13 protein-coding genes are annotated in these 15658 nt (G+C 68.4%); 4 read left to right on the top strand and 9 right to left on the bottom strand.

Annotated elements, in window-relative coordinates:
• Nucleotides 1-2 precede the first annotated feature (2 nt).
• Complete coding sequence (locus tag AC0CH3_RS01900; protein WP_354301642.1) at nt 3-965, bottom strand: threonine ammonia-lyase; 963 nt, start codon at nt 963-965, stop codon at nt 3-5.
• Between the two features lie 137 nt (nt 966-1102).
• Here AC0CH3_RS01900 and AC0CH3_RS01895 point away from each other — a divergent pair, with 137 nt between their 5' ends.
• The 4 genes from AC0CH3_RS01895 to AC0CH3_RS01880 all read left to right on the top strand — a co-directional run bounded on the left by AC0CH3_RS01895 (nt 1103) and on the right by AC0CH3_RS01880 (nt 5165).
• Nucleotides 1103-2338, top strand: coding sequence for a type III PLP-dependent enzyme (locus AC0CH3_RS01895; RefSeq protein ID WP_354301640.1), 1236 nt, complete (start codon nt 1103-1105; stop codon nt 2336-2338).
• A 122-nt stretch (nt 2339-2460) separates the two neighbouring features.
• Nucleotides 2461-3522, top strand: coding sequence for a 1,9-bis(guanidino)-5-aza-nonane synthase (locus AC0CH3_RS01890; RefSeq protein WP_031396469.1), 1062 nt, complete (start codon nt 2461-2463; stop codon nt 3520-3522).
• Nucleotides 3523-3642: 120 nt separating this feature from the next.
• Nucleotides 3643-4068 (top strand): MAPEG family protein, encoded by a 426-nt coding sequence (locus AC0CH3_RS01885; RefSeq protein WP_333996953.1) that lies wholly within the window; start codon nt 3643-3645, stop codon nt 4066-4068.
• Nucleotides 4069-4139: 71 nt separating this feature from the next.
• Nucleotides 4140-5165 (top strand): alpha/beta hydrolase, encoded by a 1026-nt coding sequence (locus tag AC0CH3_RS01880; protein WP_354301638.1) that lies wholly within the window; start codon nt 4140-4142, stop codon nt 5163-5165.
• A gap of 22 nt (nt 5166-5187) precedes the next feature.
• On the opposite strand, the gene AC0CH3_RS01875 is transcribed toward AC0CH3_RS01880, so the two are convergent.
• Genes AC0CH3_RS01875 through AC0CH3_RS01840 form a run of 8 tightly spaced genes read right to left on the bottom strand, consistent with a single transcriptional unit; the run spans nt 5188 to nt 15648 of the window.
• On the bottom strand, nt 5188-7074 hold the full coding sequence (locus AC0CH3_RS01875; RefSeq protein WP_354301636.1) for an XrtA/PEP-CTERM system amidotransferase: 1887 nt from the start codon (nt 7072-7074) through the stop codon (nt 5188-5190).
• Nucleotides 7075-8580 (bottom strand): exosortase A, encoded by a 1506-nt coding sequence (gene xrtA, locus AC0CH3_RS01870; protein WP_354301634.1) that lies wholly within the window; start codon nt 8578-8580, stop codon nt 7075-7077.
• On the bottom strand, nt 8577-9947 hold the full coding sequence (locus tag AC0CH3_RS01865) for a glycosyltransferase (RefSeq protein WP_465237511.1): 1371 nt from the start codon (nt 9945-9947) through the stop codon (nt 8577-8579). The genes xrtA and AC0CH3_RS01865 overlap by 4 nt, the downstream gene beginning before the upstream one ends.
• A complete protein-coding gene (locus AC0CH3_RS01860) occupies nt 9944-10963 on the bottom strand; it encodes a FemAB family XrtA/PEP-CTERM system-associated protein (RefSeq protein ID WP_354302085.1) in 1020 nt (339 codons plus the stop codon). The genes AC0CH3_RS01865 and AC0CH3_RS01860 overlap by 4 nt, the downstream gene beginning before the upstream one ends.
• 8 nt (nt 10964-10971) lie before the next feature.
• Nucleotides 10972-11799: an XrtA system polysaccharide deacetylase gene (locus AC0CH3_RS01855; protein WP_354302083.1), complete on the bottom strand. Its 828-nt coding sequence runs from the start codon at nt 11797-11799 to the stop codon at nt 10972-10974.
• 31 nt (nt 11800-11830) lie between these two features.
• Entirely contained in the window at nt 11831-12898 is a 1068-nt protein-coding gene (locus AC0CH3_RS01850; protein WP_354301632.1) for an XrtA/PEP-CTERM system-associated ATPase, read from the bottom strand.
• Between the two features lie 12 nt (nt 12899-12910).
• Complete coding sequence (locus AC0CH3_RS01845) at nt 12911-14584, bottom strand: hypothetical protein (protein WP_465237510.1); 1674 nt, start codon at nt 14582-14584, stop codon at nt 12911-12913.
• Entirely contained in the window at nt 14581-15648 is a 1068-nt protein-coding gene (locus AC0CH3_RS01840) for an AAA family ATPase (protein WP_354301630.1), read from the bottom strand. Before AC0CH3_RS01840 ends, AC0CH3_RS01845 begins: the two co-directional genes overlap by 4 nt.
• Nucleotides 15649-15658: the final 10 nt, after the last annotated feature.

The following is a 15658-nucleotide window of genomic DNA, read 5'->3' as shown; positions in this document are numbered from 1 at the left end:
GGTCAGCCCGCCATTACCTTCGCATAGGCCGCCCGGTCGACATTGCCGCCCGACAGGATGACGAGCAGTCCCGGCTCGAGCGGCACCTTGCCCGCGAGCACCGCCGCCAGCCCAACCGCCCCCCCCGGTTCGACCACCAGCCGCAACGTCTCCGCCGCCCAGCGCTGTGCCGCGGCGATCTCCGTTTCGCTGACCGCCACACCGGTCGCATCGCGCCGCGACAGCACGTCGAAGGTCAGCGGCGACACGCGCAGCGTCTGGAGCGAATCGCACGCGGTCGGCGGCGGGTTGTCGCCAACGGGTTCGATCCACGATGCCTCGAGCGACCGCCGCATGTCGTCCCAGCCCTCGGGTTCGACGACGGTGATCCGGGCGTCCTTCACCGCCAACGCGACCCCCGCGGACAGTCCGCCCCCGCCGCACGGGATGACAATGCGCGTGGGCGTACCCAGACCGAGCGCCGCCATCTGCGCCGCGGCCTCGATCCCCGCACTTCCCTGCCCCTCGATGATCCACGGATCGTCGAAGCTCGGCACCAGCGTCGCGCCGCGCGCCTCCGCCAGCCGTGCCGCAATCGCCTCGCGGCTTTCGGTCGCCCGGTCATAGGCGACGACCTCGGCCCCCAGCGCCAGCGTCGCATCGCGCTTCGTGCGCGGTGCGTCCGCCGGCATCACGATCGTCGCCGCGATCCCCAGGCGTTTCGCTGCCCACGCGACCCCCTGGGCATGGTTGCCGGACGAAAAGGCGACGACCCCCCGTGCGCGAGTCGCGTCGTCGAGCGCGGTCAGGCGATGCCATGCACCGCGGATCTTGAACGCTCCGACCGGTTGCAGCGATTCCGCCTTGAAAGACACCACGACACCCTTGATCTCATGGGTGAAAAGCGGCGTTGCGGGGAGGATTCTGGCAATCTTTTCCGCTGCGTCGCGAACCCCGGCCCGTGTCGGCTGTCGCAAAATCGTCACACGTCGTCTCCTACGCGGCCTACGCTATTTACATGGGGGGCAAGCGACCCTAAATCGCCCTTCCGCTGCCCCATGGGACTTCCAACCGCAAGGCAGTGTTTTCGTAATTTGTCTCAGGACATTGGAGGTCCCTTGAATTGCACAAGCATCATAACGCGCTGGGGCTAGCGAAAGCCCATTCGACCGCCGTTTCCGCCAATGCAGGGCGCGGCATCGACATCGCTAAGGGGCGCCCGGTTGATCCGGTCACGCTCGTTCGACCGCACGCCGCTGCGCGCGCCGCCCGCTTCTTCACGGAGAAGTTTCCGGGCCGCTCGATGTATGCGGTGAAGGCGAACCCGAGCCCCGAACTCCTGCAGATCCTGTGGGACAATGGCATCACGCATTATGACGTGGCGTCGATCGCGGAGGTGCGCCTTGTCGCCCGTACGCTCCCTGAGGCGACCCTGTGCTTCATGCACCCGGTCAAGGCCGAGGAAGCGATCCGCGAGGCGTATTACACGCATGGCGTACGGACCTTCAGCCTCGACAGCCTGGAAGAGCTCGACAAGGTCGTTCGTGCCACCAACGAAGCCGCCGACCTGACGCTGTGCGTCCGGCTGCGCGTGTCGTCGGAGCATTCGAAGCTGTCGCTCGCATCGAAGTTCGGCGTTGCACCCGGCGAATCGAAAGAGCTGCTGTTCGCGGCCCGCCAGGCGGCGGACGCGCTGGGCATCTGCTTCCATGTCGGTTCGCAGGCGATGACCCCGGAGGCCTATTCGAACGCGATGGAGCGCGTGCGTGCGGCGATCGTCGAGGCGGCGGTCACGGTCGACGTGATCGATGTCGGCGGCGGCTTTCCGTCGTCCTATCCGGGCATGGAGCCCCCGCCGCTCGAGCATTTCTTCGAGACGATCCACCGTGCGTTCGAATCGCTGCCCGTCAGCTATTCGTCCGAGCTGTGGTGCGAGCCGGGCCGGGCACTGTGCGCGGAATATTCGTCGATCATCGTGCGCGTCGAGAAGCGCCGCGGGACCGAGCTGTACATCAACGACGGCGCCTATGGTGCGCTGTTCGATGCGGCGCATATCGGCTGGCGTTTCCCGGTCGAGCTGCTCCGCGAGCCGGACAGCCGGGCGAAGGACATGGAGTTCAGCTTCTACGGTCCGACGTGCGACGACATGGATTACATGGTCGGGCCGTTCCTGCTGCCCGCCGACATCCAGGCCGGCGACTATATCGAGATCGGCATGCTCGGCGCCTACGGCTCGGCGATGCGGACCGCGTTCAACGGGTTCGGATCGGACGAGACGGTGATCGTCACCGACGAGCCGATGGTCTCGCTGTACGACGAACGCTACCAGGACCTCGCGTCCAACGTCGTCACGCTGTAACAGCCGACCGCAATAATAACCGTCATCCTGACGAAAGTCTGGACCCAGGGCCCAGAGCGATACTCTGCAGGGTTCTGGGTCCCGGCTTTCGCCGGGATGACGACGTATGAGGACCTCTCCCAATGACCGAAGACACCCGCATCGACGCGCAGCGCAAGGCTGAGCTCCTGTCCACCACCGTCGAGCATATCGACATCACCAGCTTCGACGCGCGGCCGATCGTCGACGCGATGAAGAAGATGTCGTTCACCAGCCGCGACCTCGGCCGTGCGACCGACATCTACAACCAGATGCTCGCCGACAAGGACTGCACGATCTTCCTCGTGATCGCAGGCTCGACGAGCGCTGGCGGCTGCATGGACCTGTATGCCGAGCTGCTGCGCAACAACATGATCGACGGCATCGTCGCGACCGGCGCGACGATCGTCGACATGGATTTCTTCGAGGGCCTCGGCCACAAGCATTATCAGGCGCTCGAGGTGCCGCACGACGACGTGCTGCGCTCGCTGATGATCGACCGCATCTACGACACCTATATCGACGAGGAAGAGCTCCAGCACGTCGACCACACGATCTTCGAGATCGCCGAGACGCTGGAACCCCGCCCCTATTCGAGCCGCGAGTTCATCCGCGAGATGGGCAAGTATCTCGTCGAGCACGGCAAGAAGGAGAACAGCCTCGTCAAGCTCGCCTATGAGCATGACGTGCCGATCTTCTGCCCGGCGTTCGTCGACAGCTCGGCCGGCTTCGGTCTGGTCAAGCACCAGGTCGATGCCGCGAAGGCGGGCAAGCCGTACATGGTCCTCGACGCGATCGCCGATTTCCGCGAGCTCACCGAGATCAAGATCAAGGCGGGCACCACCGGGCTTCTCATGATCGGCGGCGGCGTGCCGAAGAACTTCATCCAGGACACCGTGGTGTGCGCCGAGATCCTCGGCCATGACGACGTCCAGGTCCACAAGTACGCGGTGCAGATCACGGTTGCCGACGTGCGCGACGGGGCGTGCTCGTCCTCGACGCTGCAGGAGGCCGCCTCGTGGGGCAAGGTCAACACCGGCATCGAGCAGATGGTGTTCGCCGAAGCGGGTTCGGTGATGCCGCTGCTCGCGTCGGACGCGTATCACCGTGGCCTCTGGAAGGACCGTCCGGTCCGCAAGTGGGGCGCGAGCTTCGACAAGGCCTGACGTCTAAATCCTCCCCCGCAAAGGGGGAGGATCGGAATGCGGACGACCTTGCTACGCGCCGGTGATTGATGCAGCCTCCTCCGGGGAACCGGGGGAGGCTTTTTGATGCATGACGACCTGATCCACAGCGAGATCCTGCGGCCGATGGTGGCGCTGATCGCCTGGACGCTGGTGATGCTGCTCTGGATGCTCGCGACGCGGCTGCCCGCGATGAAGGCGGCCGGCGTCCGCCTCGGCAGCCTGGTCGGCACCCGCGCCGCCGATGCCGATCGCTCGCTGCCCGCCAGTGCGCAGTGGAAGGCGCATAACTACAATCATCTGATGGAACAGCCGACGCTGTTCTACGCGGTCTGTACGGTGATCGCGCTCACCGACACCGGCGACGGCGTGAACGCCTGGATCGCCTGGGCCTATGTCGGCTTGCGGATCCTCCACAGTATCGCACAGGCGACCACCAACCGCGTGCAGACCCGGTTCATCCTGTTCCTGCTCTCGAGCCTCGCGCTGGTAGCCCTCACGCTGCACGCGGCACTGGCGGTGTTCTGACGACGCAGCCGTTTCGCCGGGCGTCGATGTCCCCTTCCCCTGCGCGATCAGGATCGGCTAGCAGGGTCGTCATGACCTTCGACCGTCGCACGTTGCTCGCGCTTCCGCTCGCTGCCGGGCTCGCTCCCGCCGCCCTGGTTTCCGATGCTGCCGGCCAGTCCGCGGCGGCCACTGGCACGATGCGTCTGCCCGGTGACCCCGTCTGGCCGCCCGCCGAACGCTTCGGCCTCTGGCCGGGCATTCCGGCGGGTGCGCCAACGCCGCTGCCCCGCCCGCGTCCGATGATCACCGGGCGCCCGGGCAAGTATCGCGACGTCCAGATGCGCGGCGTCGTCCAGCCCGAGGTCGGCGTCTTCCGCGCTGCCCGCCCCGACGGGCGCGCGGTGCTCGTCTGCCCCGGCGGCGGCTATTCGATCACCTCGCTGCGCAACGAAGGGATCGACGTCGCGCGCGTGCTGAACGGCTTCGGCATCACGGTGTTCGTGCTCAGCTACCGCTTGCCCGGCGAAGGCTGGGCGGATCGCGCCAACGTGCCGCTGTCGGACGTGCAGCGTGCGATGCGGCTGATCCGCGCCAATGCGCGCCGCTATGCCATCCGTCCCGATACGCTCGGCGTGCTGGGCTTTTCGGCGGGTGGGCATCTCGCCGGCTCGCTCGAGATCCATCACGGGCTTGAGGTGTATCGCCCGATCGACGCCGCCGACCGCCAGTCGGCGCGTCCCGCCTTTACCGGGCTGATGTACGCCGTGTCGAACATGGATCCCGGCCGCAGCCATGGCGGGTCGCGCGCGCAGTTGCTCGGCCCCGATCCGGATCCGGGGATGCAGGCGCGCTATGCGATCGACCGCAACCTGCGCAACGGCGACGCACCGCTGTTCCTGGTGCATGCGGAGGACGACGACACCGTTCCCGTCGCCAACAGCCTCGACATGCTCGCCGCCGCGCGCCGTGCGGGTATCCCCGTCGAGGCGCACATCCTGCGTCGCGGCCGCCACGGATTCGGCACGCGCCTGCCCGCGAGTTCGCCGGGCTCGCTCTGGCCGCAGTTGTTCGACCGCTGGATGCGCGAGGCGATCGGCCCCGAAGCGCCGCTCTGACGGCGGGTATGCGCGGCTGGGCCTAACCGAACACCCGCTTCAACGACCGCTCGAGCATCAGCAACTGCCACAGCGTCCGGCCATGCTCGGCGCGCCCGCCGCGATGCGCCTCGGCGAGCGCGGTGATCGCTGCCATGTCGAACCACCCCGTCTCGCCGAGCATCCGCGACGACCCCAGCGCGCTCGCCTCACTCGCGAGCGCGCCGCGGAACCACGCGCTGATCGGCGTCACGAACCCCATCTTCGGGCGATACAGGATGTCCTTGGGCAGATACGGCTCCATCGCCTTCTTCATCAGCCACTTCCCCTGCCCCGCGTGCAGCCGCATTCCGACGGGCAGCGTCGCACAGAACTCGATCAGCCGGTGATCGAGCAGCGGCTCGCGCGCCTCGAGCCCGACCGCCATGCTCGTCCGGTCGACCTTGGTCAGGATATCGCCGGGGAGCCAATGCTTGATATCGGCATATTGCGCGCGGTCGATCGCATCACGCGCGGGCGCATCCGCCATGCTCGCGACATAGCGCTCCTCCGCCCGGTATCCGCCAAGCGCGACCCGCGCCACGCCCGAGAACAGCTGTGCACGAACCTCGGGTGCCGTCACCCCGACCGAGCGCGCATAGGCTTCGCCGCCGCCCGCCGCGAGCGCCAGCAGGGTCGACTTGGCGCGGAACGGTCGCGGCGCCCAGTCCGCCTTGGGATAATGCCGCCCCAGCGCCCCGAACACCTGCGTCCGTAGCGACGCCGGCAGCATCCCGCGCACGCGCTCCTCCGCCGCCTGAAACCGATAGCGGCGATAGCCCGCCAGCGCCTCGTCCGCGCCATCGCCCGACAGCGCGACCGTCACCCGCTCGCGCGCCAGCGCGCAGACCTGATAGGTGGCAAGCGCCGATCCGTCCGCAAACGGCTCGTCGAACGCCGCGACGAGCGTATCGATCAGCGCGAAGTCGTCCGTATCGACCACCCGCTCGACATGATCCGTCGCGAACCGCCGCGCGATCGTCGTGGCATAGGTCCGCTCGTCATGCCCCGCCTCGTCGAAGCCTATCGTGCAAGTCCTGACCGCGCGCGGGCTTGCCTCCGCCATCAGTGCGACCACCGCCGAGCTGTCGACCCCGCCCGACAGGAACGCGCCGAGCGGAACGTCGGCGACCATCCGCGACCGCACGCCCGCGCGCATCCGCTCGACCAGTTCCTCGCCCAGCGCCTTGGCAGAGCCGGTCGCGCGGTTGGAGAAGTCGACGTCCCACCAGCGCCGCGGCGCAGGCACGCCGCGCCCGCGCTCGATCAGCAGGAAATGCCCCGCCGCCAGCTTCTTCACGCCTGCGACGAGACACGCATCGTCGGGGATATAGCCGAGCGCCATATAATCCTCGACCGCCGTCAGATCGGGCGCACGCCGCACCAGAGGATTGGCGAGCAACCCCTTCAGCTCGGAGGCGAACGCCACCGACCCGTCCGCCAGCTCGACATAATGCAGCGGCTTCACCCCCAGCCGGTCGCGCGCGAGGAACAGCACGCGCGCGCCCGCATCGTGGATCGCAAAGGCGAACATCCCGTTCAGCCGGTCGAGCATCGATGGCCCCCAGGCGCGCCAGCCGTGCAGCAGCACCTCGGTATCGCCCTTGGTCCGGAACCGCGCGCCGCCCGCGATCAGCTCGGCGCGAAGCTCTGCGAAATTGTAAATCTCGCCATTGTAGCTGATCGTCAGATCGCCGTCCGACATCGGCTGTGGCGAGCCTTCGAGGTCGATGATCGACAGCCGGCGATGCCCGAGCCCGACGCCCGGCGCGGTCCAGATGCCGTCGCCGTCGGGACCACGGTGCGCCTGCGCGGCGATCATCGCGTGGATGCGGTTGGGATCGACCGGCTTGGGGATGCCCGGGTGGAAGATCCCCGCGATACCGCACATCTAGCGCAGCCCTGCGGCATGATCGGCGACCGCGCCGACCGGCCCCAGCGCCTTCAGGAACCGCGCCATCGGCCGTGCGTCCGCCCCCTCGACCGACACATGTATCGCCACCGCGCGCTGCGGTCCGCCCAACAGCCGCGCCTTCATCGTCTCGATCTTCACGATCATCCCGTCATCGGTGGTAGCATTGCCGACCCGGTACCACGTCGCGACGATGCGCTCCACGGGTCCCGGCGCGGTAATCCGCATCGCCGAACCGCGTGCACCCGCAGCGTCCGCGACCGGGGGCAGATCGGCGACGCGGACCCAGCGATCCTCCTCGCGCAGCACCCCCGTGCCGAATGCGATCAGCTCATGCCCGTCGCCCTGCCGCCCGAACACCGCGAGGCTCATGTCGACGGTCGCGCCCGACGCGTCGGCATAGCGGCCGAACAGATAATGGTCCGCGCCCGGATACCAGGGCATCCACGGCGCGCGGACGCTGACATCGACGCGGTGCCAGCCGGGCACGTCGGGCAGCGCGATCTGCGCGGGCAGCATTTGCCGCCGCCCCGCGACCGCCGCACTCCACGCGGGAAACGCCGAGGCGACCGCCAGCACAAGCAGCGTGACGATAGCGAGATCGCCCCGATAGCGCGGGACCGCCTGCAGCGGCGCGGGATCGAAGGCGGGATCGTCGGGCGCGCGATCGAACCAGCGCCAGCCGATCGCCAGCACCGCGGCCATCACGAGCGCGAAGAACAGCCAGCCATAGACGATGTGGTCGATCCCCGTCGCCGCCTCGACCGAGGTCAGCTCGGCCGCCCAGATCGTCCCGAACGCGCGAAATCCGTTGGCGACGACCGGCACGACCACCGACACTGCGAGGAACACCACACGCCGCCGCCACGACACGAAACAGACATTGGCGACGAGCACCCCGAACGCGACCATCGCGATCACGAACTTGGCGCCCGAGCACGCCTCCGCCACCTCGAAATAATAGCGGCCGGCATGGATTAGCACGCCGTCGACGACCGCGGGCACGCCGACCAGATGCAGCAACGGCATGACGATCGCGACCGTCACCGCCTGCAACGGCGGCTCGATCCCCTCGCCAAAGGGCACGAGGAACACCGCATAGCAGAGCGGAAACAGCAGCCCGCGCGCGACATTCGGGCCGAGGATCGCGACGACCGCGCCCTGCAGCATCACCACCAGCCCCAATTGCCGCGCGAGATTGACCGACGCCGCATCGCCCATCAGCCACCCCGCGCCGCCGACCGCGACCAGCGCCAGCCCCGGCCACCAGCCGACCGGGGTCAGCTGCGCGAGCTCTCCGCGCCGCTGCCACACCAGCCAGGCGATCACCGGACCGATGAACAGGCAGTGCCCGAAGGTCGTGCTCGTCCACCAGATCGTCGTCAGATCCGCGACGTCACGCCGGAACAGCGCCAGCATCAGCAGCGCCGCGACGCCAAGCGCCAGCAGATGCCGTGGCCAGGGCGCCGCCAGTCGACCGGTCACAACGCGGTCCGGTCGCTGTCCTCGAACCCGAACAGCGCATCCAGCGGCGCCAGCCGCGCGTCCCAGCCATAGCGTCGCAGCACCTGCGCGCGCGCCGCCTGCCCCAGCTCTGCCGCGTCGGCGGGCGCATCGATCAGCGCGAGCACCTGCGCGGCGAAGTCTTGCGCGTCCGCCGCGACGCGGATCGTGCCGGCGTGGTCGATGCCTTCCGCCGCCGCCGCCGAGGCGACGACCGGGCGCGCCATCGCCATCGCCTCGAGCACCTTGTTCTGGATCCCGCGTGCGAGCTTCAGCGGTGCGACGCACACATCGGCTGCGGCGAGCCAGCCGCGCACATCGTCGACCGCGCCGGTGACGGTGACAGCTTCGCCTGCCAGTGCCTGCACCGCCGGGGTCGGCGCGCGACCGACGATCGCGAACCGCGCCGTCGGGTGTCGCGCGCGAATCTGGGGGAGGGTGTCGCGCGCGAACCACGTCACCGCTTCGATGTTCGGGCGGTAATCCATCTGGCCGGTGAAGACGATCAACGGCTCGTCGCAAGCGCCGCCTGGTAGCGCCCCACCCTTTACCTCCCCAGCCCGAACCGCCCCACCCGGCACCGCCCCACCCGGCGCCTCCCCGGCGGAGGCCGGGGTCCAGTTGGGGGACGTCGATGACGACGGACTGTCCAGTATTACTGCGGCCTTTCCAACTGGGCCCCGGCCTTCGCCGGGGTGGTAAGATGGGGTCTCGGCATACGCAGCCGGATCGAACGTCGCCGAATCGATGCCGTTCTCGACCGCGACGATGCGTCCGGTCGCGCCGCCGGTGCGGAACAGCGCGGCCTCGGCTTCGCTGACGAACAGGCTGGCGGAGACCCTTGCCGCGATCTCCCGCTCGAAGGCCCCTAACAGCCGTGCCTCGCGGCGCATCATCCAGCGCATCGGGCCGCGCGAGTCGTCCGCAAAACCCGCAAATTTGGCGGAGTCCACGTCGACGAAATCCATGACCACGCGCGCCCCGCCATCGGGGAGGTACTGCGCCATCTGTCCCGAGAAGCAGTAGATGCCGCCGACCCTCGGCAGGACGCGGTCGACCGCGACCTGCATTGCGGAAGAGGCGAACGCCGTCAGCGATACGGGCTTGCCGGTCACCAGCGCTTCGATCGCGGCGCGCGCCTGCGACTTGCCGCGTGGCAGGATCGTGCAGCTCGCGAGCCTATCCGTGAAGGCAACAGGCGGATCAAGGTCCGCCGCATCGTCGGCAAACGCCACCAGATGCACGCGCGCGCGGGCGCTGAGATAACGGAGCACATGGAAACTGCGAATCTTGTCGCCGCGATCGGGCGGAAACGGCACGCGGTGCGCCAGGAACAGCAGATCGCTCACCCCAGACCCCGGGAGATCCACGGTCCCGCGAGATTGGCCGCCCAGAGCGGCATCTTCTTCCAACTCCGCACCATCAGCGCATATTTGGGGTTGAGCGGATTGACCGCGCGCGCCGGCCCGCCACTGCGCTTGGCGTACAGTCGCGGCTCGGGCGTGAAGCCCCAGTTCTTCTTGAACGCGGCCGCCCCCGTCCCCGTCTTCGACCGCCCGAAGTCGAACCGCGTGCAGCCGCGTGCGCGCGCGTGCGCCATCAGCGCGAAATACATCCGGTCATTCGCGCGCAAGCCCCGCGCCGCCTCGGTCCCGCCACCCCAATAGGGATAGACCGTGCCCTCGAAATACAGGCTGAGCACGCTCGCGACCGCCCGCCCCTGATGCCGCACGGTCAGCACGTCCGCGTCCATCGTCTCGACGACAGAGCGGAACAGCCGCGCCGGAAAGACCGGCGTCCCAAGGTTGCGGACCGATTCGGCATAGACCCGGTAATGCTCGGCGAGCAGCGCGCGATCGTTCCCGGTCACGACGTCGAGCGCATAGCCCAGCGCACGCCGCACCTCCGCGCGTTGCTTGCGCGGGATGGCGAGGAGTTCCGCATCGTCATCCGCCGCCAGATCGCGCGCAAAGCCGAGATAGCTGTCCGAGTCACTGTCCCACCCCGCCGGCACCGCGCCACCGCGCAGCTCGACCGAAGGGCAGCCGATCCGCTGCGCCAGAGCCCAGGCCGCCGCCGCCAGCGGCTCGACCGCCGCATCGCCCAGCACGCCGCCATCGACCGCGAACCCCGCAGACACCAGGGCGCGGCCGAACAGAGGCGAGCGCATCTCGGTCAACGGCAGCACGCCGACGATCGCGCCCCCCTGTTCCGCCACCAGATAGCGCGCGCGCTGCCCGCAGCCGCGTGCGACTGCCAGGCTCCACGCGGGCAAATGAAACGGCGTCCCCCCTTCGGTCGCGGCCACGAACGCCGCGATCCGCGCGCAATCGCCCGCGTCTTCCAGATTGGCCTCGCGGACCATGGTCGTCGTCACTGCAAACGGCCCGCCTCGGCTGCGACCACCGCATCGACGCGCCCCCAGTCATGCCGTCCGATCAACCCGCGCAGCTTGCCCGCCATCGCCCCGAGCCGCGAATAATGCCGGATCTTCGAGCGAAGCGGGGCCGCGGCGACGCGCGGCTGGCCCGGATCGATCTCCCAGGGGTGGAAATAGAACATCGCCGCGTGATCCTGCGCATTCACCTGGCGCACCGCGAAATCCATTAGCGCCGACGGCAACAGCCGGAAGAACCCGCCCCCCGTGGCGACGCGCCGTTGGCCGAACTGCGCGACGGTCACCGGCACTTCGAGCAGCGTGCTGTCGGGCAGCGGCCTGAACGCGAAGCGCGGCGCGTCGCGCCAGCCATAATGATCATGGACGAGCGGTGCGACGCTCGACGAATAGGCATAGCCCTCCTCGGCCAGCACGGCGTGCGCCCAGGGGGTACGCTGGTCGATCGAGAAGCTGGGCGCACGATATCCCGTCACGCGCTGCCCCGCCGCATCCTCGATCGCCGCACGCGCGCGGGCAAGGTCGGCGCGAAACAGGCCTGCATCCATCGTGAAGACGCGCTGGTGATCCCAGCCGTGGCTCGCGATCTCGTGCCCCGCATCGACGATCCGGCGGATCAGTCCGGGATAGCGATGCGCAACCCAGCCGAGCGTGAAGAACGTCGCCCGCACCCCGCTTTCGGCGAACAAGGCGAGCACCGCATCGGTATTCGCCTCGACGCGCGGCTGGAGGCCGTCCCAGTCGCGCTTGTCGATGACCGTCTCGAACGCGCCGACCTGGAACCAGTCCTCGACGTCGACCGACATGCCGTTCAGGATCGTCCGCTGCGTCACCCGGTCAGGCCGCGTCGTGCCAGTGCGCAGCCCCGCGGATCGGCGCGTAATCGGGCTTGGGCTCGTCGCCCTCGATCCAGTCGACGAGCAATGTCAGGATCCGACGCATCGCCTGGTCCTGCTGTTCGACGCGTGCCTCCAGCGCAGCAACGCGGTCGGCGATCGCCGGGTCGGTCATCATGGCGAACGGCTCGGCCGCCGCCGCGGCCGCGAGCTCGACGTCTGGCACAGGCTTTGTCGCCGCCGTCGCGACGACCGGCATGTCGGACATCAGGTCGCGCTGCACCGTGCGCACGACCTCGCCGTCGATCACGCGCAGATCCTCGATCGCGGCATACAGCATCACGCGACCGGCGAGCATGTTGAGCCGCCGTGGTACGCCGTCCGACCCGTGGTACAGCGCGGTGAACGCATCGTCCGCAAAATCGGGATTGCCCTGCCAGCCGACCACCGAAAGACGGTGCGCGATATAGTCGGCGACCTCATGCTCCTCCATCGGATCGAGATGGTGGATCGCGATGACGCGCTGACGCAGCTGTTCGAGCCGCTCCGACCCGTGCAGCCGGTCACGGAATTCGGGCTGGCCGAGCAGCAGGATCTGCAGCAGCGCGTGCCCGCCCGTCTGGAAATTGGACAGCATCCGCAATTCCTCGAGCGCGGACACGGGCAACGCCTGCGCCTCGTCGACGATGAGCAGCGTTCGCTTGCCCGTGCGCGCGACGGCGTGGAGCCCACGTTCGATCGCCGTCAGCAGCTGTGCCTTTTCCAGCCCCGCCGGATCCACGCCGAGCGCGGTCGCGATGATCCGCAACAGGTCGTCCGCCTCGATCGCGGTCGACACCAGACGGATCGCGTTCAGGCTCTCATGATCGATCGTGTCCATCAGATGCCCGACCAGCGTCGTCTTGCCCGCGCCGATGTCGCCGGTGATGACGATAAAGCCCTCGCCCTGCGCCAGGCCATAGCCGAGATACGCCATCGCCTTGCGATGCGTCCCCGTCTCGTACCAGAAACGCGGGTCCGGGGTGAGCTGGAACGGGCGCCCCGTCAGTCCGTAGTGTTCGTCGTACATCTGCCAAATATCCTAGAACTGATACCGTGCACCGAGCAGCGCCTGCGCGGACCAGTCGCTGTCGAAATCGCCGACCTTGAAGCTGTACAGTCCGAGCGACGCGGTCGTGCCAAGCCGTCCGAAATTATGAAAATAGGTCCCTGTCGCGCCATAGGACCACACGCCGTCATCGCCCGTCGCGATCAGCCCGCTGCCGGGCTGGCCGCCGGACTGCCCGCCCAGCTGCGTCTCGAAATAATTGACGAACGCGGTGGCGTTCAGACCCGACACCGTGCTGAGCGAGCGGCCGTAATAGAGCTGTCCGTAATGGCTCTCGTCCTCGAGCCCGCTAACCACGAGCCCGGGGGCACCGTCGGGTGCATACAGCTTGCGGCTGGCATAGCCGATCCCGCCGCCGAACGTGTTGCGCCCACGCGTCGCGACCAGCACCGCGTCGATCCCGCGCGCGCGGTAGCTCGACGTCGAGATCGACTGGAACACGTCGTCGAGACACCCGCCCGGCGCCGCGCCGGTCGCACCGAACACGCACCCGTTAAACTGCTGCGCAAAACCCTGGCTCGGCGAGATAAAGCTCGTCGGCAGGTTTGCCAGTCCGGTGCGCAACTGCCGTCCGAACGTCTGCACGCCGTCATACACGTTGACCGCGAGCCCGACGTCCTTCGATGCCTGATAGGTCGCGGTCCCCGTGAAGCTGAGCGATCCGTATCGCTCGCCGACGCGCGCCGCGACCGAGGTGCGCCGGTTCGGCCGCCAGATCACGCCCGCGTCATAATATAGCCCGTCGGTGCGGTACGCGATCCGGCGCGGCGACCCGGGCGCGGTCCGGAACCGGCCGTCGCTGTCGAGCACGGGGACGCCCGTCGCATCGACCAGCGCGTCCTTCTGGCTCGTCTCGATCTTTTCATAACCGACGCCCGCGGTCAGCGCGACATAGGGCGACACCGGCAGCAGCGCGTCGCCGCGACCGAAATACCCTTCATAGCGCTGGCTCAACTGCCCCGCCGTCTCGCGGTCGTACCCTGCGCTCGCGGTCAACCCGACGGGCAGCAGCGTTCCCGGCCTGAACCCCGCGCTCGCCGTCGCGGTGTGCCCGACCGAATCATCGTAATAATCGAGCCGTTGCCCGCCGGTCGCCGTCGTCCCGAACGTCGGCGTCTCGACCTTGGTATAGCCGAGCCGGTAATTGGCGTTGACGACGACGTCGCCCGACTGCGCGTTGAAACTGGGACCGCCATACACCGCATAGACCTGCGCGATGTTCGACACGTTGCCGACCAGCACGCCGGGCGCGGCACCCCGGATGTCCGACCGCGACCGCGTCGCGATGCCCCCCGCCTCAAGCGACAGGCTCCGGGTCAGCTGCGCATCGACACGCGCCAGACCCGAATGGACATCGGTATCGCCGATGTCGTCGTCATAGGAGAACCGGCGCTCGTAGCGATAGCTTACCTGCCCATTGACGCGCGCGGTCGCGACCGCCGCATCGACGCCCGCGGCAAGCGAGGTGTAGGTCAGGACGTTGCTGTCGCCGCTCAGGTCGGCGGCGAGGATCTGCGTCGCCTCGATATACGGCACAACCACGACCCGGCGCGTGGCCCCGCTCGCGGACGACGCATCGGCCTGGGCCAGCGCGGGCGTGGCGAACAGCGCCGCCGTCCCGCCGATCATGGCCCGAAATTTCGTCACCTCGCGCCTCCCTGATCATAATAGCTGCCGAACCGCGCGCCGCCGGGGACGAACGATACCGCGTTCAGGACGAGTTGAATATGCTCGCAGCTGTCAAGCCGCTGAACCGCTGCGCGAACCTCGCCCTCAGGCGTCCGATCCGCGCGCACCACGAGCATCACCTGCCCGACCAGCATCGCCAGCACGCCGGCAGGCGACGCCGCGAGCGCGGGCGGCGAATCGAAGATCACGATGCGACGCGGATCGGCCGCCATCAGCCGCGACAGCACGCTGCGCGTCCGGGCGCTGGCGAGCAGCTCGGTATCCATCGCGGTCTTGCGACCCGCGGGCAGGATCGACAGATGCGGAACGTCGGTCCGCACCACGAGCGTCTCGACGTCGATGCTGGTATCCGCCAGCGCGTCGAGCAACCCCGGTGCATCGGTCAGCCCCAGTTGCTTCAGCACGTCGGGCTTGGCGACGTCGGCATCGACCAGCACGACCTCGGTGTCGCGCTCGGCGGCGATCGACATCGCCAGGTTGATCGCACAGAATGTCTTGCCGTCGCCCGGCCTTGCCGAACACACCAGGATCGTCCGCGCGCGTTCGGATGCGCCGTCGATCTCCGCGATCCGCGCGCGCGTGATCAACAACTGCCGCTTGATCAGCCGGAATTCCTCGGCAAGCGGGCCGACCGGCGCACCCGGGACCATCATCCCGTTGGCCGCAAGCATCCCGCGATCGATCATGGCGACGTCGCCGGGCTCGTCGGGCAGATGAAACTCGTCGGGCAGCTCCTGTCCGATCGGCGCGCGCAGCTCTTCGGGGATCGCGAGAAACGTCGGATCGGTAAAGACCGCGGCGTCGGAATCGGGCGCCGATCCGGCCCCGGTTCCGGTGTCCGTCGTCGTCCGGTCGGCCGTCCTGGCCGACGCCGAATCCGCCAGCGGCGGCACCGCGGCACGGCTGCGCACGTGCTGGCTGAAATCATAGACCTTGGCGGCGCGCTCCAGCAGCGAGGCTTCGCGCGCGCGCGGCGCGGTCGATGCCGGCCGCTTGTCCGATGAGGGTGTCGTGTCGGGCATGGTCATGTCC

This window comes from Sphingomonas sp. AC449, assembly GCF_979253475.1.
The sequence above is the reverse complement of the archived record's forward strand: the minus strand, read 5'-3'. Positions and strand labels throughout refer to the sequence as shown.